This window comes from Pseudomonas sp. BN515 (assembly GCF_029873155.1).
Lineage (GTDB): Bacteria > Pseudomonadota > Gammaproteobacteria > Pseudomonadales > Pseudomonadaceae > Metapseudomonas.
Window position 1 is genome coordinate 34,278 of the sequence record NZ_SSOH01000049.1, and the last position, 24,131, is coordinate 58,408.

The following is a 24,131-nucleotide window of genomic DNA, read 5'->3' on the forward strand; positions in this document are numbered from 1 at the left end:
AGGAGATCATGCTAGCATACGCACCCCGTGAATCGTGCGCTCCAGCCGATATTCCGGGTAGCAGCCCGCGCTCCCCCACGGCCCGCTTCTGACATTTTTACCGGGATACATAGGTACGCAGATGAGCAAGACCTCTCTCGAAAAGAGCAAGATCAAGTTCCTTCTCCTCGAAGGCGTCCACCAGAACGCCGTGGACACCCTGAAGGCCGCCGGTTACACCAACATCGAGTACCTCAAGGGCGCCCTCTCGGGTGACGAACTGAAGGAAAAGATCGCCGACGTCCACTTCATCGGCATTCGCTCGCGCACCCAGCTCACCGAAGAGGTGTTCGACTGCGCCAAGAAGCTCATCGCCGTCGGCTGCTTCTGCATCGGCACCAACCAGGTCAACCTGAGTGCCGCCCGCGAACGCGGCATCGCCGTGTTCAACGCGCCTTACTCCAACACCCGTTCGGTAGCCGAGCTGGTGCTGGCCGAGGCCATCCTGCTGCTACGCGGCATTCCGGAGAAGAACGCTTCCTGCCACCGCGGCGGCTGGATCAAGTCCGCAGCCAACTCCTTCGAAATCCGTGGCAAGAAGCTGGGTATCGTCGGCTACGGCTCCATCGGCACCCAGCTGTCGGTACTGGCCGAAGCCCTGGGCATGCAGGTGTTCTTCTATGACACCGTGACCAAGCTGCCGCTGGGCAACGCCACCCAGGTGGGCAACCTGCACGAGCTGCTGGGCATGTCCGACATCGTCTCCCTGCACGTGCCCGAGCTGCCGTCCACCCAGTGGATGATCGGCGAGAAGGAAATCCGCGCCATCAAGAAGGGCGGCATCCTGATCAACGCCGCACGCGGCACCGTGGTCGAGCTGGATCACCTGGCTGCCGCCATCAAGGACGAGCACCTGATCGGCGCCGCCATCGACGTGTTCCCGGTCGAGCCCAAGTCCAACGACGAGGAGTTCGAGAGCCCGCTGCGTGGCCTGGACCGCGTGATCCTGACCCCGCACATCGGTGGTTCCACCGCCGAAGCCCAGGCCAACATCGGTCTGGAAGTGGCCGAGAAGCTGGTCAAGTACAGCGACAACGGTACTTCGGTGTCCTCCGTGAACTTCCCGGAAGTGGCCCTGCCGTCCCACCCGGGCAAGCACCGTCTGCTGCACATCCACCAGAACGTGCCGGGCGTGATGAGCGAGATCAACAAGGTGTTCGCCGACAACGGCATCAACATCTCCGGCCAGTACCTGCAGACCGACGACAAGGTCGGCTACGTGGTGATCGACGTCGATGCCGAGTACTCGGACCTCGCCCTCGAGAAGCTGCAGCACGTGAACGGAACGATCCGCAGCCGCGTCCTGTTCTAAGACGGGGCTGCTGCGCGTCGGCGATACTGCGTTGGAAAGAGCCTCGGAGATGCTCATTTACAGTCGTAAACTCCGCTCTCCTCGGCTCTTTCCGCCTTGTCTCGCTCTAGCTCGCGAGCCACTGGCAGATATTCGCAGGACATGAAAAAGGGAGGCCTCGGCCTCCCTTTTTCGTTTCCAGCGTCTTTACTTCACCGTCACGGTGATGGATTGCGAGATCACCGGCGGCTCAAGCGGTACGTGGTTCTTGTCCCCCACCAGGAGCTGCAGGGTGTGCGTGCCGGGCGGCAGGGTGACCTGGGTTTCGGTCTGGCCCTTGCCGAAGTGGCGGATGCTGTCGGTCATGGGCAGCGGCTTGTCCATCTCCGGCTGTTCGGCGAGATCGATCAACAGGTGGTGGTGACCGGTTGCGGGCACATCCACGCCAGCCGGCGCGACGCCCATGCCCTTGAGGCCGAACTTGACGGTGAAGGTCTGGCCGACGGTGGCGCCATCAGCCGGCTCGATGAAGTACACCTGCGCACCTTCAGGTGCCGGGGTACGTGGGACAGCCGCCAGTGTGGCGGTGGCGGCGCCGAGGAGCAGGGCGCCCAGGCTCAGAAAAGACAAAGTCCTCATTACACATCTCCATGTTTTTGTGAGCGAGACACCAGACTCCATGCAACCGAATAGGTTCACTTGCTGTCCGAGCAAGGCGTTGCACCCACGCCAGCCGAAAAAACATAACGAAACGAGGAAGTCCCCCATGCGTCTGCTGTACTGCCTGCCCGCCCTGTTCGCCCTGCTGAGCCCCCTGGCCCAGGCCGAACTGCTCGATGACGTCTGGGAACGCGGCAGCCTGCGCATCGCCCTCGAAGACAACAATCCCCCCTACAGCTACCGCGAAGACGGCAAGCTGACCGGCTTCGGCGTGGAGCTGGGCCGGGCCCTGGCGGCGGAATTGAACGTGGACGCGGAATTCGTGGTGGACGACGACGGCAAGATGCTCGAAGGCCTGCAAAGCGGTCGCTACGACATCGCCCTGGATCAGCTCGCAGCATCGGAACAGGGCCAGGCCACCCTGGAATTCAGCGAGCCCTACGTCTTTCCCCTGGCCGAGGCCGAAGGCGACAGTGGCGCGGAACAACCCATGGCGATTCCCTTCCAGAAGGGCAACCCGGCATTTCGCGACACCCTCAACCGTGCGCTGGTCAAGCTGCGCGGTGAAGGCAAGCTGGGCGAACTCTCGGAGCAGTGGCTGGGCAAGGATCTCAGTCAGCCCGCTGCAACCAGCTCGCGCTGAGACTCAGGCCTCGTCCAGTTCGGCCAGGCGCGCGGCCGCCTCGGCCAACTCCTCCTCGCTGAACACCTCGACACCGGCGCGGCGCAGGGCCGCGGCGGTCACGCCCTCACCCGCGACGCGAACGCCGCTGAACGTGCCGTCGTAGTTTTCGCGGTTGCCGCAGGATGGACTGCGCGACTTGAGCAGCGCGATGCGGATGCCGTGGGCCGCAACCAGCTCCAGGGCAATGCGCGCCCCGGCAACGAATTCGGCGGTCACATCCAGGCCATCGTCGGTCAGCACCGGTAATTCACCGTCCAGCACCGCAGCACCGCGTCCGCCGGCAATCTCCGCCGGAGCGCGCGGGGTTGGCAGGCCACCCGCCACTTCCGGACAGAGCGGCACGATGCGCCCCCCCGCCTGCCAACGCTCCAGCAGGCCGAAAGGCCCATGGGCGCCGCCGTCGTAGCGCACGCGCTGCCCGAGCAGGCAGCGACTGACCAGAATCTTCTGCATCGTCTTCTCCAGAGGGGCGCCTTGATGGTCACCCCGGGTAACACCGGCGACACCGGCGCGAACCGGGCCCTGATCGAAGGTATTGCCTTGGCCGGGCAACTGCCAAGCCGGTCACAGGGGCAGGCGACGAACTTCCCCATCCTTAGGCGGGAAGCGCCCGTCGCCACTGGCTGCCACCCGTTCGGCACTCCAGACTCTGCGCGCCAACCGCACAGGAGCGTGCCATGCCCAGAACAACAAAGAACCTTCGCCTTGCCCTGGCCTGTGGCACCGCCCTGCTCAGCGGCACCGGCCAGGCCGCACTCGAATCCCTGGACAACCAGGCCCTCAGCGAAATCAGCGGCCAGGCCGGGATCAACCTGCGCCTGGACGTGATGGCGCGCATCGACCGCATCAGTTGGAACGACGACGGTGGCAGCCTGTCGCTGCGCAACGTCCGTATCGACAACGGCTGCCTCAAGCCCGGCGACTGTCCGAACGGCGCCGGCGGCAGCTTCCCCCTGGGGGCGGCACAGCTCGGTCTTACCCTGCCCATTTTCGGCGTCGACCAACCGACCCTGAAAGTCGATGTGGTGAAGAACGCCGCCGGCACCCAGCAGGTCCGCCTGGAGCTGCCGGACCTCACCACCATCAACGATCAGCTCCAGGGCAGCGGCATCCCCGCCCAGCGCATTCGCGTGCGCGTCGCCGCCGACATGCACATCGGCGAGAGCCGCCTGGGCAGCCTGGAGATTCGCGACATCACCGACCTGCGGGGAAATTTCCGCGTCTGGGGGCACTGAACCCGGCAGGGCTAAAGCGGGCTACCTCGCCGGCGGAACCAGCCGGCGATGGACATGCGTTCGCGGTTCGCCGGCAAGACCTCGTGGGGCAGCTCGGCGGACAGGAACACCACCAGGCTGCCGCCTTCGGGGAGAACGTCCCGCTCGCCCTCGGCCAGGTACAGGCGCAGTGCGCCGCCCTGCTCCGCCTGCCAGTCGGCGTTCAGATACGCCACAACCGACACCGTGCGACGGTCATCGTCACGGAAGCGGTCCAGGTGTTTCTGGTAGAAGGCACCGGGCGGATAGAGGGCGAAGTGGCACTCGAAGTCTTCCAGCCCGAGGTAAAGCTCGTGGTTGAGGCGCTGGCGCAGTTCGTCCATCAGCGCCAGGTAGGCGTCGCTGGCGGCCGACTGGCCAGGCTCCAGCCAGTGGATACGGTCACCCCGCACACCCTCGCGAACCTGCTGTCCCTCACCACGCCCCACGGATGCCGGCGCAAGGCTCCCGTCAGCGGAGCGCACGCGACACTCTACGGCGAGGTTGGTGGTCAGTTCGGCGGGGAGTGCCAGGCGCTGATGGGACCAGCCCTGGTTGGCCAGGTCGTCGACGATCAGGGCAGTCAGCGGGGATTCGGGAGATGGAGTCATGATGGCGGCATTCTACCAGCGGCCAGGAAATCGCCTACATGACTTACGGCAGTTTCCGACACCTCGACAATAAAGCCCGAGTCCGCTGAGAATAGCCGCACGCTCAATCCCGCACTGCCCGCCCGCCGCCACCGCCTTCCCCGCCGAACCGATGCCGTTAGCGTGGGTCCGATACGAACTGCGGACTGCGTCATCAAGGAGACTCCATGCGCCTGCTCTTCGCCGTCACCCTCCTCCTCTTCGGTTTGCCCGCCCTGGCCGACGACCACACCAATCTCTACCAGGCAGCCGGCTGGCCGGAACAGCGCGCGCACTTCAACGACGCCCTCACGGCGGCCCAGCAGCGCTACCAGAAAACCTTGCCGCCGGCGGTCTACCAGGCCCTGGTGGACAACAGCAATCGCCGCTTCCAGCCCCAGGCCATCGACCAGCGCGCCCAGGTTGCGCTGCGCCACCAGCTTCAGGACCCGCGTCCGGCACTGGCCTTCTTCCAGTCGCCGCTGGGCAAGAAGATCATCGCCGCTGAAACCCTGGCCACCCGCCGCGACCAACTGGCCAAGCACGCCAGCGGACTGCCGCGCATCGAGGCTGAAGCCACCCGACGTCTGCTGATCAGTCACCTGACCCAGGCCTTGCCGGCCCGTGAAGCCGGCGCGGAAGTCAGCCTCGCCCTGGCCGGTGTCGCTGCCGACAGCCTGAGCCAGATGCTGCCCGGCCTGCTCGGCGGCGGCCAGGCACAAGGCATGATCGACGGCCAGCGTCAGCGGCTGATGGAGCAGATCGGCAACGATCTGGATAACACCCTGCTCTACGTCTACCGCGACCTGTCCGATCCGGAGCTGGAAGAGTTCGTCACCTTCGCCGAATCCGCGGACGGCAAGGCCTATTACCAGGCCGCCCTGGCCGCCGTGCGCGCAGGCCTCGCCGTAGGCCAGGACGCCTCGGCCCAGCAGGGGTTCTGAACCACCTCGCAGAGTGAGCGCCGCGTAGAGCCTGCGATACCCATGCTACGTGGCTGTGGCGTCAGCCCAGGCGCTCGCGCAAGAAGCCAAAATACCGCTCCCGATAGGCCGGCGCCTCGTTCACCAGATGGTGACCGGCCCCTTCGAGCATCAGCACCTCCGGCTGGTCGAACTTCTCCGCCAGCACCCTGAGGTTGTGCCGCCAGTCCACCGTCATGTCGCCGTCGCCCTGGATCACCAGCGGCCGACGCGAACTGCGCTGCGCCCGCTCGATGCGCGGCACCCAGCGCGCCAGCGCGCCGACCCAGGCGGTGGGCAGGGTCTGCGGCTGCAGCGGGTCCTTGTGGTGGACGAACTCGATGAACTCGGCGTCGCTGGAGTTGACGCTGAAGCGCCGTGGAATGCTTTCGACGAAGTGCCGCATCAACTGGTAGCTGAACTTCGACCAGCCCCAGGCGCGCGGACGCACCAACGGAGCGAATAGCAGGGTCTCGCCCACCTCCGGACGCGGCGTGCCGGTCAGCAGATAGTCCAGCAGGATGGCGCCGCCGGTGCTCTGCCCGGCCAGGTGCCAGGGTTGCGGCAGGTTCAGGGCCGCGGCCTCGCCCAGCAGGGCCTGGAGGGTGGCCTGGTACTCGGCGAAGTCGCCGATGCTGGCCCGCGCGCCGCTGGACAGCCCATGGCCGGGCAGGTCGCAGGCGATCACCGCGAATCCCATGCCCAGCGCCCACTCCACCAGATGGCCATAGAGGCCCATGTGGTCGTAGTAGCCGTGCAGCATCACCAGGCTTGCGCGCGGTTCGGGGGGCAGCCAGAGCTGGGTGACCAGCGAATACCCGGCAGCCCCGACGCAGCCCAGGCGCGCCTGCACGCCCGGAAGGCGAGCGGCGAAATCCAGCCGGTAGAACGCGCGATAGCTCTGGCTCTGGCGCAGGTCGGCGGCACCTGCGGCCAAGGGTCGCAACAGCGGACGCAGGAGATCGGGCTGGAACGGGTCTGACATCGGGCTTTCCCTGAATGAAGCAACGCTATCCACAGGACCGCCTGGGGTCCTGGCCGGCTGCCGATATTCTGCTGCCCGGCGCAACGTGGCAAGCTACGCGCCCCCGCACAGGCCCATATCCATGCGTGCATTCAAGCCCAAGACCCTGATCACCAGCCTCGCCCTCCTCGCCTGCGTCGGCGCCATCCTGCTGGCCCTGCGCTGGTACGAGTCGCGCTATGTGCGCCCTTTCAATAGCCAGGCGACGGTGTTCTCCGGCGAGCAACTGCGCCTGCCCGCCGAGCTGGCCGGTCCCGGCCCCATTCGCCTGGTGCACTTCTGGGACCCGGCCTGCCCGTGCAACGCCGGCAACCAGCAGCACCTGGCCGAACTGATCCAGCGCTTCGCGCCCCAGGGCGTGACCTTCCATGCCTTGCAGAAGCCGGGCAGCAAGGGACAGCTGCCACCGGGTCTGGAAGCCCTGCAACCACTGGCCGAGGTGCCTGGCGCCGAACAGTTGCCGGCGGTGCCCGCGGTGGGCATCTGGGACCGCGAAGGCCGTCTGGCCTACTTCGGCCCTTATAGCGAAGGCGCGGTGTGCAATTCGGCCAACAGCTTCATCGAACCCATCCTCGAAGCCCTGATCGACAACCGCCCGGTGCGCGCCAGCAGCACCCTGGCGGCAGGCTGCTTCTGCGCCTGGCGGGAGCCGTCCTAAACCGCGTTCAGGCGCGCCCGATAGGCCTCCGGTGGCATGCCGTACCACCGGCGAAAGGCCCGGTAGAACGGCGACAGTTCGGAGAATCCGCAGGCTCGCGCCACCTCGCGCATCGCCATGCCCTCCCGCAGCAACTCCACCGCACGCTGCTGCTGCACCGACTCACGCACCCTGCGCAGGTTGCTGCCCTGCTCCGCCAGGGCCCGCTGCAAGCCGCCCGCGCCAAGGCCCAGTTCCGCCGCGCAGGCTTCCAGCGAGCAGTCCGCCCGACCGAGGCGAACCCCCAGCAGGTAGCGCAGGCGGTTGAGCAGGTCATTGCCCGCCAGCACTTCCAGTTGCACCTCGGCGTGGCGCCAGAGCAACTGGTGCAGTTCGGGATTGGCGGTACGCGACGGGCGTTTCAGCAGGGACGCCGGGAACAGCAGCGCGTCGTGCTCGCAGCCGAACTCCGGCAGCAGGCCGAACAGCCGCTGATGCTCACTGACCCGCGCCGGCCGGGAATGACGGAACTGCACGCCCTCCAGGCGGAATTCGCCATCGGTGATGAAGCCCAGCAGTTTGACGAACAGCAGCGCCAGGCACTCCATCTGCTGGCGCAAGGACGAGAACCCCAGGTAGTTGAGATCGATCACCAGCCGGGCCTGCGCGCCCTCGGTCCGTAGCTGGGCAACGAAACCGCCGGAGAGGATGTGCTGGAAGCGCAGGAAGCTTGCCAATGCCTCGTCCAGATCACGGCTGGCCAGCAGCAGGTAGCCCACCACATCGAGCAAGCGCGGCTTCATGACCTCGCCCAGATGCAGTCCGATATCGGGGTCGCCAACCAGGGAGTCGGCGGCCAGCCAGAACTGCGGCGCATCGTCGTGCCGCAGGCGGCCGTCCACCGGCGGCGGCCCCGGGCGACGGTGCTGGTTCACGCCCAGGTAGACCCGCCCCGGATTGAGACCCAGCTCGGCCAGCGCTTCATAGAGCAGGCGACGCAGGGTGGCCGAATGAGTCAGCGGGGCGAAGCTGGAGGCATCGGGGTCAACGGTGGACATGGCGGCTCCTCGAAATTGACCGAAGACTTTCAGCTCGCACGCCTTTGGTCAATGCCCGCCAGGTTCCGCTTGGGGAGAATGCCGCGACCATAACAACAAGGAATTTCGTGCATGAAACGCACCCTGACTGTCCTGGCCGTCGTCATCGCAGCGGCCGCCGGCGGCGCCGCCTGGTACAGCGAGAGCAAGAAACCGCTGCGCGACGGCGAGCTTTCCCTGGCCCATCTCCAGGCCCCGGTGACCGTCCACTACGACGAGCGCGGCGTGCCGCACATCCAGGCCAGCAACGAAGCCGACCTGTATCGCGCGCTGGGCTTCGTCCATGCCCAGGACCGCCTGTTCCAGATGGAAATGCTGCGCCGCCTCGCCCGTGGCGAACTGGCCGAAGTCCTCGGTGCCCGCCTGGTGGACACCGACCGCCTGTTCCGCACCCTGGGGATTCGCGCCCACGCCGACGAATACGCCCGCAAGATGGACCCGAACAGCCCGGCGACCAAAGCCCTGCAGGCGTACCTCGACGGCATCAACCAGTACCAGGACAGCCGCCCGGCGCCGGTGGAATTCGACCTGCTGGGCATCGAGAAACGCCCCTTCACAGTCGCCGACACCCTCTCCGTCGCCGGCTACATGGCCTACAGCTTCGCCGCCGCATTCCGCACCGAGCCGGCCATCACCTACGTGCGCGACGAGCTGGGCGCCGATTACCTGAAGGCCTTTGACCTCGACTGGCACCCCGAAGGTGTGATCGGCCAGCCGCTGGCCAAGGGCGATTGGCAGGACCTCAACAGCCTCGCGCATCTCAGCCAGCAAGCCCTGGTCGAAGCCGGCCTGCCGCAGTTCGAGGGCAGCAACGCCTGGGCCGTATCCGGCAGCCGCACCGCCAGCGGCAAACCCCTCCTGGCTGGCGATCCGCATATCCGCTTCGCCGTACCGGCGGTGTGGTACGAGGCGCAGCTGAGCTATCCGGGCTTCGAACTCTACGGCCACCACCAGGCCCTGAACCCGGTCGCGTCCCTCGGGCACAACCGTCAGTTCGCCTGGAGCCTGACCATGTTCCAGAACGACGATCTCGACCTGATCGCCGAGAAGAGCAATCCGGACAACCCGAACCAGATCTGGTACCAGGGCCAGTGGGTGAACCTGGAAAGCCGCGAGGAAACCATCCAGGTCAAGGACGGCGAGCCAGTGAAACTGACCCTGCGCCGCTCGCCCCACGGCCCGATTATCAACGACGCACTCGGCGCGGCGGCCGGCAAGACGCCGATCGCCATGTGGTGGGCCTTCCTGGAAACCGAGAACCCGATCCTCGACGCCTTCTACCAGCTCAACCGCGCCGACAGCCTGGACAAGGCCCGCGCCGCCGCCGAGAAGATCCATTCCCCTGGCCTCAACGTCATCTGGGCCAGCGCCAGCGGTGACATCGGCTGGTGGGCGTCGGCGAAACTGCCGCAACGCCCGGACGGCGTGAATCCGTACTTCATCCTCGATGGCAGCACCGGCGAAGCCGACAAGCCCGGCTACCTGCCCTTCAGCGCCAATCCCCACGAGGAGAACCCTGAGCGCGGCTTCATCGTTTCGGCCAACTACCAGCCACTGTCGCCAACGGGCGTCGCCATTCCGGGTTACTACAACCTGCCGGACCGCGGCGTGCGCCTGAACCAGTTGCTGGCCGAACCCGGCGTGAAGTGGGATGTACAGAACAGCCAGGCGTTGCAGCTGGACACCACCACCGGCTATGGCCCGCGCCTGCTCGCGCCCATCCTCGACGACCTGCGCTCGGCAGCGGCCAACGACGCCGAGCGCGCGGTAGTGGAGCAACTGGCCGGCTGGACGGGCGACCATCCGCTGGACTCCACCGCGGCCACGCTGTTCAACCAGCTCACCTACGAACTGGCCAACGTGATGATGCGCGACGAGTTGGGCGATGCCTTCTTCGACAGCCTGCTGCAAACGCGCATCCTCGACGCCGCCCTGCCGCGCCTGACCAATGACCCGGCATCGCCCTGGTGGGATATACGCCAGACGCCGCAGAAGGAAGGCCGCGCAGAGGTGGTCAAGGCGGCCTGGCAGGCCAGTCTGGCGCACCTGAAGAAGACCTTCGGCGACGACAGCTCGAAGTGGCAGTGGGGCAACGGCCACACCCTGACCCACAGCCACCCGCTGGGCCAGCAGAAGCCGCTGAACCTGCTGTTCAACGTCGGTCCCTTCGCCGCGCCGGGTGGCCACGAAGTGCCCAACAACCTGTCCCACCGCGTCGGCCCGGCGCCCTGGGAAGTGTTCCACGGCCCCTCGACACGCCGCCTGGTGGACATGGCCGACGCCGAGCATGCCCTGGGCATCAACCCGGTAGGCCAGAGCGGCGTGCCCTTCGACCGCCATTACAAGGACCAGGCCGAGGCCTACATACGCGGCGAATACGTGCCGATGCACTTTGCCGAGGATGAGGTGAAGGCGAATAGCCAGGAGACGCTGAAATTGGTGCCTGGGAACTAAGGCCCTCTCCCCCGGCCCCTCTCCCTGAAGGGAGAGGGGTGACTCAGGAGCTGACCCCCTGCACAGAATGCCCCCTCTCCCTGAGGGAGAGGGCTGGGGTGAGGGGGAAAGGTCCCAGATAATTCGGCGTCACTCCCGGTGCACCTCAAACCCTCCCCAACGCCTGCGCCAGATCCGCGCGCAGATCGTCCACGTCCTCCACCCCCACCGACAACCGCACCAGCGAATCGCCGATGCCCAGCTCCGCGCGGATCTCCGCCGGGATGCTGGCGTGGGTCATGATCGCCGGATGCTCGATCAGGCTCTCCACGCCACCCAGGCTCTCGGCCAGGGTGAAGATACGCACCGCTTCGAGGAATCGACGGGTACCCGCCAGGTCGGCCCGCAGATCGAGGGAGATCATGCCCCCGTAACCGTGCATCTGCCGCCGCGCCAACGCGTGCTGCGGGTGGGACTGCAGGCCGGGGTAGTAGACCCGCGCCACCTGGGGCTGCTGCTCCAGCCAGAAGGCCAGCTCCAGGGCGTTGTGGCAGTGGCGTTCCATGCGCAGCGCCAGGGTCTTCACCCCGCGCAGGGTGAGAAAGGCGTCGAAGGGCCCGGCGATGGCGCCCACGGCGTTCTGCAGGAAGCCCAGGCGCTCGCGCAGGGGTTCACAGCGGTTGTCGGCGGAAACGATGGCGATGCCGCCGATCACATCGGAGTGGCCATTGAGGTACTTGGTGGTGGAGTGCACCACCAGGTCGAAGCCCAGCTCCAGCGGCCGCTGCACCCAGGGACTGGCGAAGGTGTTATCCGCCACCAGGATGATGCCCCGCCCCTGGCACAGCTCCACGATGGCTTCCAGGTCGGCCAGGCGCAGCAGCGGGTTGCTCGGGGTCTCCACCCAGAGCATGCGGGTGTCGTCCTGGATCGCCGCCCGGATCGCGCCGATATCGCTGAAGTCGACGAAGCTGAACCTGTGCCCGGCGCTGACCCGCCGCACCCGTTCGAACAGGCGGAAGGTGCCGCCGTAGAGGTCATTGCTCGCAACGATGTGAGACCCGCTGTCGAGCAGCTCCAGCACCGTGGAAATGGCCGCCAGCCCGGACGCGAAAGCGAAGGCCTGAGCGCCGCCTTCCAGGTCCGCGACGCAGCGTTCCAGGGCCCAGCGCGTAGGGTTGTGGGAACGGCCGTAATCCAGCCCCTTGTGCACGCCGGGGCTTGCCTGGGCATAGGTGGAGTTGGCGTAGATCGGCGGCATGATGGCCCCGGTGGAAGGGTCGGGGGCTTGGCCGGCGTGGATGACGCGGGTGGCGAAGGCACGTGGATCAGTGTCGTCCTGCTGGCTCATGCAAGGGTCCTCCGCAGGTGATTGAGCAGGTCGGAGCGGGTAATGAGGCCGTGAAATCCGGAAGTGTCCGCGATGATGGCGACCAGGCCACGGTCAAGTTCTTCCTGCAGTTCGGCCAGGCTGGCATCGGGTGCCAGGGTTTCCAGGCGCGTGGTCATGACGCCCGCCACCGGCTGGCGGAAGTGTGTGGCGTCGGCGTGCACGCCTAGCAGGATGTCCGATTCATCCACCACGCCCACCAATTGCCCGTCCCGCAGCACCGGCAGTTGCGAAACATCCGCCAGGCGCATGCGCTGGAAGGCGGTGAGCAGGGTGTCGTCCGGCCCCACACTGATCACCCGACCGTCCTCGTAGCGCCGCGCGATGATGTCGCGCAGGTCGCCGTAGCGCTTGCGCGCCAGCAGGCCCTGGTCGGTCATCCACTGGTCGTTGTAGACCTTCGACAGGTAGCGGGTTCCGGTATCGCAGACGAAGCTGACCACGCGCTTCGCCGTCTTCTGCTCGCGGCAGTAACGCAGCGCCGCCGCCAGCAGGGTGCCCGTGGAGGAGCCGCCGGGAATGCCCTCGGCGCGCAACAGCTCGCGGGCATGGGCGAAGCTCTCTTCGTCGCTGATGGAATAGGCGTGGCGCACACTGGAGAGGTCGGCGATGGAGGGCACGAAGTCTTCACCGATGCCCTCCACCGCCCAGGAGCCGACGGTGCCCAGGGTGCCACTGCGCACGTACTCGGCCATCACCGAACCCACCGGGTCGGCCAGGACCATTTCCAGATCGGGTTGCACCCGACGGAAGTAGCGGGTCAGGCCGGTGAGGGTGCCGGCGGAGCCGACGCCGACGACGATGGCGTCCACGTTCTGCCCGGTCTGCTGCCAGATCTCCGGGCCGGTGGTGCTCTCGTGGGCCAGGGGGTTGGCCGGGTTGTTGAACTGGTCGGCGAAGAAGGCGCCGGGAATCTGCGCCGCCAGGCGGCCGGCCAGGTCCTGGTAGTAATCGGGGTGCCCCTTGCCGACATCGGAGCGGGTGATGTGCACCTCGGCACCCATGGCTTTCAGGTGCAGCACCTTCTCGGTGGACATCTTGTCCGGCACCACCAGCACCACCCGGTAGCCCTTGGCGCGGCCCACCAGTGCCAGGCCCAGGCCAGTGTTACCGGCGGTCGCCTCGACTATGGTGCCGCCAGGCTTGAGCCGGCCATCACGTTCGGCGCTGTTGATCATGGCAACGCCGATGCGGTCCTTGATCGAGCCACCGGGGTTCTGGGATTCGAGTTTCAAGAACAGGGTGCAGGGGCCGGTATCGAAGCGGGTGACCCGCACCAACGGGGTGTTGCCGATCAGGTCGAGGACTGCGGGACGAACATCTTTGACACTGTTCATGGCGTCACCTCCTTGCGCGACCAGGCAGGGGGCGAAGCAGGCGCCCCACGCTGGAACATAGGCCGCGAGGCGGAGTGCCGCCACGGGTTCCGACGAAGGGGGAAGGGATTGACTGCCCTTTGCTATCGTCCGCCCAAGCCTGGGCATCCATCAGCGTGATGCTGCGCGGGGCATTCCACGGCGCCTCGGAAACTGTCCCCACATGGGGACAAGCGGGACCTACGGAGTTTTGAGAATCCTCTGATTCGGTCGGCTCTTCCCCCCCAATAGACTCCCAGGCTCATGCACCTAGGGCCGTCAATCCTGACGAAACCCGGGACGATAAAGGTGGGCCTCATGACCTGGGACAGGTGTTGCCGATTGGGTTCTCTGCTCGCAGCGGGCGTCCTGGCTTTCCAGGCACTGGCGGCCGACGAGGACATCAATGGAGCCGCCGTAGGCTCCTACCAGGAGCCCGGCTACGCAGCCAATCGCGACTTTGCTCAAGGGCAGCAGGTCGACAGCATCGACCCTTTCACCGGTGCATTGAAGATCCTCACCCGGGACCTGCTGATACCGGGCAACGGCGGGCTGGATATCGAAGTCCTGCGCAACTACCAGAGCGTCACCAACAGCCATGGCCCCTACAGCAACGGCTACCGCGAGCGCACCCCTTTCGGTACCGGCTGGGACCTGCACTTCGGCCGGCTCTGGGTCTCCGGCAAATACCAGTACCTGAACCAGGCGGACAACAACCGCGGTTGCCAGATCGGCAACCAGGTGGCTTCCAACCTCAACCCCATCCTTGAACTACCGGACGGCTCGCGCCAGGTCCTGGCCAACGGCAATGGCCAGGACCACGCGTTCATTACCAAGGAGCGCTGGATCGGACGCTGCCTGCCACGATCGATGAACCAGGGCGACGGCGGACTCATCGTCATCTCCCCGGCCGGGTTGAAATACATCTTCGACAAGAAAGGCACGGTATCGCCAGACCAGCAGTTGCGTACCTACTTCGTGACCCGCATCGAGGACCCGGACGGCAACTTCCTCAACTTCACCTACAACATCGGCACGCACAATCTCTATGGCCGGCATCATCTGCTCAAGTCGATACAGGCTTCGGACGGACGCTCCGTGCACCTGACCTACCGGGACGAAACAGGACAGCGGCCTGTATTGGACAGCATCGTCGCCAATGGCGTGACCCTCCGATATGCCTACATCGATGCCAATTGGGGCATAGGTGCCAAGCCGCACTACCTGGAGAGCGTGCACTATCCGGACGGCACGCGCTGGTCCTATAGCTACAACAACGCCAGCAGTCTGACCGGGACCGTACCCGGCCGCTTCGCCATGGCAAGCATGACCAGCCCCACGGGCCTGCGTACCAGCTATGCCTACGAATACCGGCAAATGGGGCCCAACCCGGCCGAACGACTCAACGTCATCAGCCGGCGCACGCTGTCCGGCATCCAGGGCGCGCCCACCGAACAAGTCTGGGAGTACCAATACGCCAAGGGCCGCGCCCCGAACAACGACCAGACCCTGGTCAAAGGACCGTTGCAATGCATCGGCTACGAGCATGTGGGCGCCGACACCGTAGCCAACGGCGCAACGGGCGTGAACCGTGGACTGTGGAAGGTCGGTGCGCTGGTCCGCAAGTACACAGCAGCGCGTGCTGGCTCAGGTTGCGGGCCGGCATTGCGCACCGAAACCTATACGTGGACCAGTCAGGACATCTCACTCCAGCACGAGGTGCGCCGTTACAACCTGCTGGTGGAGGACCGCACCCGCGCCGCCCTGCTGGCAAGCAAGTTGGTCGTTCAGGACGGCACCAGCTACAGCACGCGATACACCTACGACGCCTACGGGCAACCCCTGACGGTGGCCGAGCAAGGCCAGTTGGCACGCACCACGACCTACACCTATGTCAGGCCCGGTGGACACTGGATGCTGGGCAAAGTGGCCAGTCAAACCATCTCCGGCATACCTGGTGCGATCACCAGCAGCTACAGCAACTCGGGGCGCCTGACACAGCAGGTGCATTTCGGCGTTGCCACGACCTTCAGCTATACCTCCACGGGCGACCTGGCGACCCAAGTCGATGCCAACGGCCGCACCACTCGCCACGCTGGCTATTTCCGGGGCATTGCCGGCACCACGACCCAACCCGACGGAGGGGTGATCCGCCGCACGGTCAACCCAACAGGCACCCTCGGCTCCATCACCGATCCCCTGGGCCGAGTCACGCGCTACTCCTACGACAGCATGAACCGCGTCACCGCCGTGATGCTGCCCAAGGGAGGCGCCAGCAATCTCGCAGTCAGCTACGCCTTTGGCGCCAACGGAATCACGGAAACCCTCAAACGTGCCAACTACACCCGGGTCCGTCAGTACAACGCGCTTGGGCAACTGATCAACCAGCGCGAGTCCGGCGGCAGCGCGCCGATCGTGAGCGCCGCCACCTACGGGGCGGATGGCCAGCCGGCCACACAGTCCCTGCCCGGCTACAACCAGGCCAGCACTAGCCTGCTCACCTTCGAATACGACGGTCTCGGGCGGCGAATCCTGCTGCGTCACGCCGACGGCAGCACGATCAGTACCCACTACGCGGCGGCGAACACCCAGACCCAGCGCGACGAACGCGGCAACGTCACGACCCTGGCTTATGCGGCCTTCGGTGAGCCTTCCGAGCAAATCCTGATAAAGACGGTCCAGCCGGGCGGCATCACCACGACCTTTGGCCGGGACAACCTGGGCCGGCTCCTGTCCATCGAACAAGGCGGGCTGATTCGCCGCTACACCTACGACGCCCGCGGGTTACTCAACACTGAAGTCAACCCGGAATCCCAGACCACGCTGTACGGCTACGACGCCGTGGGCAATCGCACGAGCCGCAAGGTGGGCGCGGCGGCGGTCGACACCTTCGGCTATGACGCCATGAACCGCCTGGTGCGCATCACCCATCCCAACAGCCAGACCTTCACCTTTAACTACGACCTGGCCGGAAGGCTGCTGTCGCAGACCTCTTACCAGGGCAACACCTGGAACTACACCTATGACCTCCACGACCTGCTGGTAAGCGAAAGCCTCGTTCTGACCAGCCCGGCGGCCCGTATTCTGACCTTTCGCTATAGCTACAACGCCCAGGATAGTCTGCAGTCGATCACCTACCCCAGTGGCCTGGTGGTGGACTACGCCCCCGATGCTTACGGGCGAGCCACCCGGGCCGGCACTTACGCCAGTGCCATCGCGTATCACCCCGACGGACAACTGAGCACGCTGACCTATGGCAACGGCCGCAGGTTGAGCGTTGCAGTGGACGCCCGGCGCCTGCGGGTGACGGAACGCCAGGTGGGCGGGCCCGACCGGCCGCTGCACCTGCGCTACGCCTATGACGCGGCCAGTAACCCCACGCAGATCGCCGACCTGCAGAACAGCGCCTATACCCAGACACTGGGCTACGACGCCTTGAACCGCCTGACCAGCGCACGGGGCATCTGGGGTGCCGCGAGCTTTGCCTACAACCTTCGTGGTGACCTCACCCGACAAACCCTCGGCAGCCGGGTCATCGACTACGGCTACGACAGCCAGGGGCGCCTGGCCAGCCTGGGCGGGGCACTGAGCGCCCGGCTCAGCTACGACGCCCGCGGCAACATCCTCAGTGCCGCCGGCCAGTATGGCTACGACCACGCAAGCCGGATGACCTGGCTATGCCTGACACCACGCGCCGATTGCGCCACCGCACCAGACGAACGCTACCGCTATGACGCAGCCGGCCGACGGGTGACCACCACCGACGCCGGGGGAGGCCTGCGCATTAGCGTCTACGGCAGAAATGGCCAGCTGCTTCGCGAAGAAGATGCCAATGGCGGGGTCAAGGAATACATCCACGTAGCCGGCCAACTGCTGGCCCACCGCGAGCAATGCTCCGACCGGGACAGCGATCTCGACGGCATGCCCGACTGCTACGAACGACGGCTCGGCCTGGACCCTGCAGACCCCAGGGACGGCCGCGCGGACAGCGACGGCGATGGCCTGAGCAATGCGGATGAGTACCGACTTGGCACCAAGCTACGCAATGCCGACAGCGACAACGACGGCATGCCCGATGGCTGGGAGTTCCAGCACAAGCTCAACCCCCTGAATGCGGCCGATGCCCACTTCGACGCGAACGGCGACGGCATATCCAACCTGAACAGTTACAGGCAGGGAATATCGCTCTCCAAACCGGCCTGGCCGGCCGTGGTGCCGGTGATGCACCAGATGTCGACAGGGCACTGATGGTCAGATCGAAAAGTTTCATAGGGGCCTCGGTGACGAAGCGCCATCCGTACCGCCTCATCACTTGGCAATACCACCTGAGTCAGACAGGGAGACCAGCATGCGAGCCTTATCTTTCATAGTCCTCATGGCTTTATCCGCAGCCGCGCAGTCCGACGCGCTCTACTGCGCGGGGAAGATTGCCCAGGCGATCGTCTATGGCAATGGAAACCTGATGGTGCTGAGCACCTGGAGAAGCGACTGGACAGTGCTGTGCAATCTCAAAGGCACCCCATCCATCGACTCGGTGACCTGCTCCCACTGGTCCTCGCTCACCAGCATGGCGTTCAAGGACGGCGCGACGCTCGGGCTCTATTACAACGTCCCTACCGGCACCACCTGCGCCAACCTCCCGACCTACGCCAAGGCGCCTGTACCGGTCTATTTGAGGCTGGTTTCGCCCAAATAAGGGACAAGAGAAAAGGAGCCTCTCATGCACAGGATCATCGCCTTTTTCCTGGCACTTCTACTGCTGGGTTCCGCCCAGGCAGCAACACTGGTCTTCACCACGTACTATCACAACGACCATCTGGGGTCGCCGGTCGCTGCCACCGACGAGCGCAATGAACTGCTCTGGCGCGCCCACTACCGGCCCTTCGGCGAACGCCAGGAAAACCCTAGGGAAATCCCCTATGGCAGCCCGGGCTACATCGGGCATGTGCAGGACAGCACCAGCGGCCTGGTCTATATGCAGGCCCGCTACTACGACCCGCAACTGGGGCGCTTCCTCTCCATGGATTCGGTGGGTCCGCAGGAAACCGTGCCGGGTAGCTTCAACCGCTATGCCTATGGGCTGAATAACCCGTATCGCTATGTGGATCCGGATGGGCGCTGGGCGGAAGACTTGGTCATCGGTGTCGCCTCGGTGTCCATCGGTGCCTACAGCCTCGGCGCCAACATCAGCGACGGGAACTGGGGCGCCGCTGCGGTTGATGCGGGCGGTCTGGTGCTAGATGGCATCGCAATGGCTCTTCCGGTGGTGCCTGCGGCAGCTGGGTTGGCGATTCAAGCCTCCAGGTCGGGAGAAAGGGTTGTAAAGAGCGGAGCCGAAAGTGCCAAGCAAGCAGCAGACCTTTCAAAGCACTTCCGTTACTCCGAGCGATATGGCCAGGCTGGAATCAAGGAATTGGAGAGTGGGAGAGTTCGCTACTATGGCGAGTTACAGCAGGCCAATAAATCAGGGGAAATGGCTGGTCGCCGTTATGTTCATGAGCTAGACCCTGTGTCCGGCAGGTCACGTGGCTGGCATGAAACTCTAGACCACACTGGAAAAGTTCGCCAAGTGCGTCCCGAACTGAACAACGGATCAAAAACACATTACACTTTCGACACCAATGGAAACTACTCCGGGAGTTGGTAGCCGTGAAAATTACGTTAGCTGATGTTCACACCATATTTGAAAAAATATTGACTGGAGAACTAACTCGCGAAGCTGCCGACCGATGGGCGTACTCGATCATACAGGAGTCAGAGTCCGGAAATCTATTATTCTCCCCTCCAGAGGATGAAAAAAAAATATGGTCAGGGATACTATATCTTTATGGAATAGACAGCAAAGACTCTCCAAACAGCTATTTACATACATTTGACGACATCCGCAAAGCAATGAAGCAGAATCTATAACAACATAAAACAGGACATGAAAATGCGAAATAGGGACAATGCGAAAAAGGGGAAAGATTTATTTTTACCACTCTAAATCTGAATTTCGGGATGAGATTAGATTGCAGAAAATAAATCTGCCCCCTTTTTATGGACGCCTGGAAAGGACCAGACGGACGGCTCGAAATACAAGATGGACATCATAGAACCGAAGCAGCAAAGAAAGCTGGACTAGAAAGCATACCTGTCAGGATTTGGGAGTAAGAATAACGATGAAATCGACCTATAAAGCAGTTTTCCTAATACCACGTGACTCCCGCAAAACACTAAGTGAAGACAGCTGGATAATTGAATCCCAAAACAGGATAAGCGAGTCCATAGCCAAAACCATCTGCAACTCACTCGGATTAAATTTCAAAGAATCTTATGAGAACTGCACTGCCTATGAGGGAAATGAAATAAAGGCAACCGTCATTCATGACGAGGAAGGCGAAATAGAGCAAATTTACCTACAGCTTTTCAGAAAAAGCGCAGAAAAGCTAAAGAAAGAACTCTCAGAAACGACACTTTTCAACCTGGAGGTATTTATCCCCTGAAAATCCTATCACTTACAACAAAAGCTCTAAACAAAAAGCCATGACTGACCTTCGCAAATTATAACCACCCTTAGCAGTTTAGAATAAAATAACACAAACCAGACAGACGACCTCTTCTAGAATCGCCAACCAATCACACAATGAGTCACCAAATAAACCCTAAACACGACAAAAATAAATAGAGTCAGACAAAACACGGACAGCCCCACTTACCAATCCCGCCTCTAATGACTTCTGACGAACGCGACACTTAGTTCCTGATTTATTCATCCATCAACCAAGGAGCGAAATAAGCTCTTTGGACACACACAGGACATCCCAAAGCTGTGCTGATTTTTCGAGGCCACGGCTGGATAAATGCACACAAGACTTTTGATCATAGAGTGAAACGCCTCCATCCTCTGCTACTTACACTTTTCACCATCAGCGCACATGCGGCCACCTTCCAGGCAGAGAAGAAAGCCTTCTTCGCCCGGCAGGAGTGCGAAAAAGGGGACCGAAAAAGGGGAAGTGATTCTGTGGGGGCGAATTCATTCGCTAAGCGGACCGCCAGGTCCGGCCTGCACGCCTTGCCGGGGACGCTGCGCGTCCCTTCGCGAATGAATTCGCCCCCACAAAGATAAGAACTGGCTCAGCGCGCGTTCAGCACCGACACCTGGGTATTCAGGGTCCAGAAGTCGTAGAGCACGCCGATCAGGAAGAAGCCGCCGGTAAGCAGGTAGAGGATGCCGCTGATCCACTTGCCCTGGTACATGCGGTGCACGCCGAAAACGCCGAGGAAGGTCAGCAGGATCCAGGCGACGTTGTAGTCGTACTGGCCGGCGTTGAAGCGCAGGGCGGCCTCGCGGTCCATGGCGGGGATCAGGAACAGGTCGATGATCCAGCCGATGAAGAACAGGCCCAGGGTGAAGAACCAGATGGTGCCGGTCACCGGCTTGCCATAGTAGAAGCGGTGGGAACCGAGGAATCCGAAAATCCAGAGCAGGTAGCCGATGACCTTGCTGTGGGTGTCCTGACGGGTGTTCATGCTGCCTCCTGCAGGTGTGTGAATCGCGGGCATGAAGAAGCCCGCCGAAGCGGGCTTGTTCACGGAGCGCAAGCTTAGCGGAAGCGGCGCCCCGGGTCTTCTTCCGACACTTGCAGGGACAGGCCGTCGCTCATGTGCTGCAGGTGCTCGCCATCGGTTTCCGAGCCGAGCTTGATCATCAGGCGCAGGTCGTTGGCCGAGTCGGCGTAGAGCAGCGCGTCTTCGTAGGTGATCTCGCCCTGGGAATAGAGGTTGTAGAGCGCCTGGTCGAAGGTCTGCATGCCGTGCTCGGAGGAGCGCTTCATCAGGGCCTTGAGTTCGTGTACTTCGCCCTTGCGGATCAGGTCGGCAGCCAGCGGGGTGTTGATCAGTACTTCGATCACCGCGCGGCGGCCCTTGCCGTCCGGGGTCGGCACCAGTTGCTGGGCAACGATGGCCTTGAGGTTCAGCGACAGGTCCATCCACACCTGCTGCTGCCGGTCGGCGGGGAAGAAGTTGATGATGCGGTCCAGCGCCTGGTTGGCGTTGTTGGCGTGCAGGGTGGCCAGGCAGAGGTGGCCGGTTTCGGCGAAGGCGATGGCGTGGTCCATGGTCTCGCGGGTCCGCACCTCGCCGATCAGGATCACGTCCGGCGCCTGGCGCAGGGTGTTCTTCAGGGCCACTTCGAAGGACTCGGTGTCGATGCCCACTTCACGCTGGGTGACGATGCAGCTCTGGTGCTGGTGGATGAATTCGATCGGGTCTTCGATGGAAATGATGTGGCCGCTGCTGTTCTTGTTGCGGTGGCCGATCATGGCTGCCAGGGAGGTGGACTTACCGGTACCGGTGGCGCCGACGAAGAGCACCAGGCCGCGCTTGGTCAGCGCCAGCTTCTTGAGGATTTCCGGCAGTTTCAGCTCATCGATGGTGGGGATGGTGGTCTCGATGCGGCGCAGCACCATGCCCACCAGGTTGCGCTGGTAGAAGGCGCTGACACGGAAACGGCCAATGCCCCGCGCGCTTATGGCGAAGTTGCATTCGTGGTGCTCGGCGAAGTCGCGGCGCTGCTGCTCGTTCATCACGCCCAGCACGGTTTCCCGCGTCATTTCCGGCGACATGGGGTTCTTGGTCACCGGCATGATCTTGCCGTTGACCTTCATCGACGGCGGCACACCCGCCGTGATGAAGAGGTCGGAACCGCCTTTTTCCACCATCAGGCGCATCAGTTTCTCGAATTCCATGGCGTTCTCGCTGTTCGATGCCGGCGCCGGTCAGGCGGGTCAGAAGTTTTCCGGGCTCTTGGCCTTTTCCCGCGCGCTCTCGCGGCTCACCAGGCCCTTGGCGACCAGGCCCTTGAGGCACATGTCGAGGGTCTGCATGCCGAGCGAGCCGCCGGTCTGGATGGCGGAGTACATCTGCGCCACCTTGTCTTCGCGGATCAGGTTACGGATAGCCGGAGTGCCGATCATGATCTCGTGGGCCGCCACCCGGCCGCCGCCGATCTTCTTCAGCAGGGTCTGGGAAATCACCGACTGGAGGGATTCGGAGAGCATGGAGCGAACCATGGACTTTTCCTCGGCGGGGAACACGTCGACCACGCGGTCGATGGTCTTGGCCGCGGAGGTGGTGTGCAGGGTGCCGAATACCAGGTGACCGGTTTCCGCGGCGGTCAGCGCCAGGCGGATGGTTTCCAGGTCGCGCATCTCGCCTACCAGGATGATGTCCGGGTCTTCACGCAGGGCCGAGCGCAGGGCTTCGTTGAAGCCGAGCGTATCGCGGTGCACTTCCCGCTGGTTGATCAGGCACTTCTTCGACTCGTGGACGAATTCGATCGGGTCTTCCACGGTGAGGATGTGGTGGTACTTGGTGCTGTTCAGGTAGTCGAGCATGGCCGCCAGGGTGGTCGACTTGCCCGAACCGGTGGGGCCGGTGACCAGCACCAGACCGCGCGGAACGTCGGAAATCTTCTTGAAGATCTCGCCCATTCCCAGGTCTTCCATGCTCAGTACCTTGGAGGGAATGGTACGGAACACGGCGCCGGCGCCGCGGTTCTGGTTGAAGGCGTTGACCCGGAAACGCGCGACGCCAGGGACTTCGAAGGAGAAGTCGGTCTCGAGGAATTCCTCGAAATCCTTGCGCTGCTTGTCGTTCATGATGTCGTAGATCAGCGCGTGGACCTGCTTGTGGTCCAGGGCCGGCAGGTTGATCCGGCGCACGTCGCCATCGACGCGAATCATAGGTGGCAGGCCGGCCGAGAGATGCAGGTCCGAAGCGCCCTGCTTGGCGCTGAAGGCAAGCAGCTCAGTAATATCCATGGGGCTCCCCAATTCGAAGCAAACGGTTTGCAGACTGCTGAATGATCACCGCGCCGTGCCTAAGGCCGTCGATACCGACCTGCCCGGCCGTCGCTCGCTACATTTTTCAGCGGCAGTTAGAATGCCGCAGACCCCACTCAGGCCGGGCTGTAGAGCGCAGGTAATGTCCACGATAGCAGACAATATTGCAAAGGTTCGCGCGCGTATCCGTGAGGCGGCGCAAGCCTCAGGGCGAGAATTTTCCAGCATCGGCCTGCTGGCCGTGAGCAAGACCAAACCCGCCGCCGCCGTCCGCGAAGCTTTCGCCGCCGGGGTGGCCGATTTTGGCGAGAACTACTTGCAGGAAGCACTGGCCAAGCAGGTCGAGCTCACTGACCTGGCGCTGACCTGGCATTTCATCGGTCCGATCCAGTCGAACAAGACCAAATCCATTGCCGAACATTTCCACTGGGTGCACTCGGTGGACCGCCTGAAGATCGCCGAGCGCCTTTCAGCCCAACGCCCCGCGCACCTGCCGCCGCTGAACATCTGCCTGCAGGTGAACGTCAGCGGTGAAGACAGCAAGTCCGGCTGTACCCCCGAGGATCTGCCGGCTCTGGCCGCTGCCGTGGCCGAGCTGCCGAATCTGCGCCTGCGCGGCCTGATGGCGATTCCCGAACCCACCGAAGACCCGGCGGAGCAGCATGCCGCCTTCGCCCGCCTGCGCCAGTTGCAGGAGGCGCTGAACCCCTCGTTGGACACTCTGTCCATGGGCATGAGCCATGACCTGGAAGCGGCCATCGCCGAAGGCGCCACCTGGGTGCGCATTGGCACTGCGCTATTCGGCGCCCGCGACTACGGCCAGCCCTCGCACTAATTAAGGAAGCATTC

The 24,131-nt window shown here is 63.8% G+C and carries 22 protein-coding genes; 12 read left to right on the plus strand and 10 right to left on the minus strand.

Annotation, left to right across the window (positions count from 1 at the left end; all coding sequences use genetic code 11):
* Positions 1-121 precede the first annotated feature (121 nt).
* Complete coding sequence (serA, locus tag E8E91_RS12610; RefSeq protein WP_280376032.1) at positions 122-1,351, plus strand: phosphoglycerate dehydrogenase; 1,230 nt, start codon at positions 122-124, stop codon at positions 1,349-1,351.
* Between the two features lie 186 nt (positions 1,352-1,537).
* Here the strand turns inward: serA and E8E91_RS12615 are convergent, their stop codons facing one another.
* Positions 1,538-1,969 (minus strand): DUF4399 domain-containing protein, encoded by a 432-nt coding sequence (locus E8E91_RS12615; RefSeq protein WP_280376034.1) that lies wholly within the window; start codon positions 1,967-1,969, stop codon positions 1,538-1,540.
* A gap of 127 nt (positions 1,970-2,096) precedes the next feature.
* Between E8E91_RS12615 and E8E91_RS12620 the strand changes: the two genes are divergently transcribed.
* Complete coding sequence (locus E8E91_RS12620; protein ID WP_280376035.1) at positions 2,097-2,633, plus strand: transporter substrate-binding domain-containing protein; 537 nt, start codon at positions 2,097-2,099, stop codon at positions 2,631-2,633.
* A gap of 3 nt (positions 2,634-2,636) precedes the next feature.
* Here the strand turns inward: E8E91_RS12620 and E8E91_RS12625 are convergent, their stop codons facing one another.
* Positions 2,637-3,128: a DUF523 domain-containing protein gene (locus E8E91_RS12625; protein ID WP_280376036.1), complete on the minus strand. Its 492-nt coding sequence runs from the start codon at positions 3,126-3,128 to the stop codon at positions 2,637-2,639.
* 224 nt (positions 3,129-3,352) lie between these two features.
* Here E8E91_RS12625 and E8E91_RS12630 point away from each other — a divergent pair, with 224 nt between their 5' ends.
* The gene (locus E8E91_RS12630) at positions 3,353-3,910 is read left to right on the plus strand and encodes a DUF6160 family protein (RefSeq protein WP_280376037.1); all 558 of its coding nucleotides are present in this window, start codon (positions 3,353-3,355) and stop codon (positions 3,908-3,910) included.
* An 11-nt stretch (positions 3,911-3,921) separates the two neighbouring features.
* On the opposite strand, the gene E8E91_RS12635 is transcribed toward E8E91_RS12630, so the two are convergent.
* Positions 3,922-4,539 carry a 2OG-Fe(II) oxygenase gene (locus E8E91_RS12635; protein ID WP_280376039.1) on the minus strand — a complete coding sequence of 206 codons (618 nt, stop codon included), beginning with the start codon at positions 4,537-4,539 and terminating at the stop codon, positions 3,922-3,924.
* Positions 4,540-4,745: 206 nt separating this feature from the next.
* Here E8E91_RS12635 and E8E91_RS12640 point away from each other — a divergent pair, with 206 nt between their 5' ends.
* Complete coding sequence (locus E8E91_RS12640) at positions 4,746-5,501, plus strand: DUF2059 domain-containing protein (protein WP_280376040.1); 756 nt, start codon at positions 4,746-4,748, stop codon at positions 5,499-5,501.
* Positions 5,502-5,562: 61 nt separating this feature from the next.
* On the opposite strand, the gene E8E91_RS12645 is transcribed toward E8E91_RS12640, so the two are convergent.
* Positions 5,563-6,504, minus strand: a complete 942-nt coding sequence (locus tag E8E91_RS12645; protein ID WP_280376041.1) for an alpha/beta hydrolase — start codon at positions 6,502-6,504, stop codon at positions 5,563-5,565.
* Between the two features lie 121 nt (positions 6,505-6,625).
* Here E8E91_RS12645 and E8E91_RS12650 point away from each other — a divergent pair, with 121 nt between their 5' ends.
* Positions 6,626-7,201, plus strand: coding sequence for a DUF6436 domain-containing protein (locus tag E8E91_RS12650; protein ID WP_280376042.1), 576 nt, complete (start codon positions 6,626-6,628; stop codon positions 7,199-7,201).
* Here E8E91_RS12650 and E8E91_RS12655 read toward each other — a convergent pair.
* The gene (locus E8E91_RS12655; protein WP_280376043.1) at positions 7,198-8,238 is read right to left on the minus strand and encodes an AraC family transcriptional regulator; all 1,041 of its coding nucleotides are present in this window, start codon (positions 8,236-8,238) and stop codon (positions 7,198-7,200) included. The two genes, E8E91_RS12650 and E8E91_RS12655, sit on opposite strands and share 4 nt — an antisense overlap.
* A 111-nt stretch (positions 8,239-8,349) precedes the next feature.
* On the opposite strand from E8E91_RS12655, the gene E8E91_RS12660 reads away from it, so the two are divergent.
* Positions 8,350-10,731: a penicillin acylase family protein gene (locus E8E91_RS12660; RefSeq protein ID WP_280376044.1), complete on the plus strand. Its 2,382-nt coding sequence runs from the start codon at positions 8,350-8,352 to the stop codon at positions 10,729-10,731.
* 145 nt (positions 10,732-10,876) lie between these two features.
* Here the strand turns inward: E8E91_RS12660 and E8E91_RS12665 are convergent, their stop codons facing one another.
* Positions 10,877-12,061 (minus strand): PLP-dependent aspartate aminotransferase family protein, encoded by a 1,185-nt coding sequence (locus tag E8E91_RS12665; protein ID WP_280376046.1) that lies wholly within the window; start codon positions 12,059-12,061, stop codon positions 10,877-10,879.
* Positions 12,058-13,437 carry a pyridoxal-phosphate dependent enzyme gene (locus E8E91_RS12670; protein WP_280376047.1) on the minus strand — a complete coding sequence of 460 codons (1,380 nt, stop codon included), beginning with the start codon at positions 13,435-13,437 and terminating at the stop codon, positions 12,058-12,060. Before E8E91_RS12670 ends, E8E91_RS12665 begins: the two co-directional genes overlap by 4 nt.
* A 360-nt stretch (positions 13,438-13,797) precedes the next feature.
* Here E8E91_RS12670 and E8E91_RS12675 point away from each other — a divergent pair, with 360 nt between their 5' ends.
* The 5 genes from E8E91_RS12675 (at position 13,798) to E8E91_RS12695 (ending at position 19,940) form a co-directional block, all read left to right on the plus strand.
* Complete coding sequence (locus tag E8E91_RS12675; RefSeq protein WP_280376048.1) at positions 13,798-17,703, plus strand: RHS repeat protein; 3,906 nt, start codon at positions 13,798-13,800, stop codon at positions 17,701-17,703.
* Between the two features lie 100 nt (positions 17,704-17,803).
* Positions 17,804-18,151, plus strand: coding sequence for a hypothetical protein (locus tag E8E91_RS12680; protein WP_280376049.1), 348 nt, complete (start codon positions 17,804-17,806; stop codon positions 18,149-18,151).
* A 24-nt stretch (positions 18,152-18,175) separates the two neighbouring features.
* A complete protein-coding gene (locus E8E91_RS12685) occupies positions 18,176-19,102 on the plus strand; it encodes an RHS repeat-associated core domain-containing protein (RefSeq protein ID WP_280376050.1) in 927 nt (308 codons plus the stop codon).
* 392 nt (positions 19,103-19,494) lie between these two features.
* Positions 19,495-19,608 carry a ParB/Srx family N-terminal domain-containing protein gene (locus E8E91_RS12690; RefSeq protein ID WP_280376051.1) on the plus strand — a complete coding sequence of 38 codons (114 nt, stop codon included), beginning with the start codon at positions 19,495-19,497 and terminating at the stop codon, positions 19,606-19,608.
* An 8-nt stretch (positions 19,609-19,616) separates the two neighbouring features.
* The gene (locus tag E8E91_RS12695) at positions 19,617-19,940 is read left to right on the plus strand and encodes a hypothetical protein (protein WP_280376052.1); all 324 of its coding nucleotides are present in this window, start codon (positions 19,617-19,619) and stop codon (positions 19,938-19,940) included.
* Between the two features lie 631 nt (positions 19,941-20,571).
* On the opposite strand, the gene E8E91_RS12700 is transcribed toward E8E91_RS12695, so the two are convergent.
* The 3 genes from E8E91_RS12700 to pilT form a co-directional block, all read right to left on the minus strand.
* Positions 20,572-20,967 (minus strand): TM2 domain-containing protein, encoded by a 396-nt coding sequence (locus tag E8E91_RS12700; protein ID WP_280376053.1) that lies wholly within the window; start codon positions 20,965-20,967, stop codon positions 20,572-20,574.
* A gap of 74 nt (positions 20,968-21,041) precedes the next feature.
* Entirely contained in the window at positions 21,042-22,187 is a 1,146-nt protein-coding gene (locus tag E8E91_RS12705) for a PilT/PilU family type 4a pilus ATPase (protein WP_151131313.1), read from the minus strand.
* A 39-nt stretch (positions 22,188-22,226) separates the two neighbouring features.
* Positions 22,227-23,261, minus strand: coding sequence for a type IV pilus twitching motility protein PilT (gene pilT, locus E8E91_RS12710; protein ID WP_028629028.1), 1,035 nt, complete (start codon positions 23,259-23,261; stop codon positions 22,227-22,229).
* A gap of 163 nt (positions 23,262-23,424) precedes the next feature.
* Between pilT and E8E91_RS12715 the strand changes: the two genes are divergently transcribed.
* Entirely contained in the window at positions 23,425-24,117 is a 693-nt protein-coding gene (locus E8E91_RS12715) for a YggS family pyridoxal phosphate-dependent enzyme (RefSeq protein WP_280376054.1), read from the plus strand.
* The last annotated feature ends 14 nt before the right edge of the window (positions 24,118-24,131 follow it).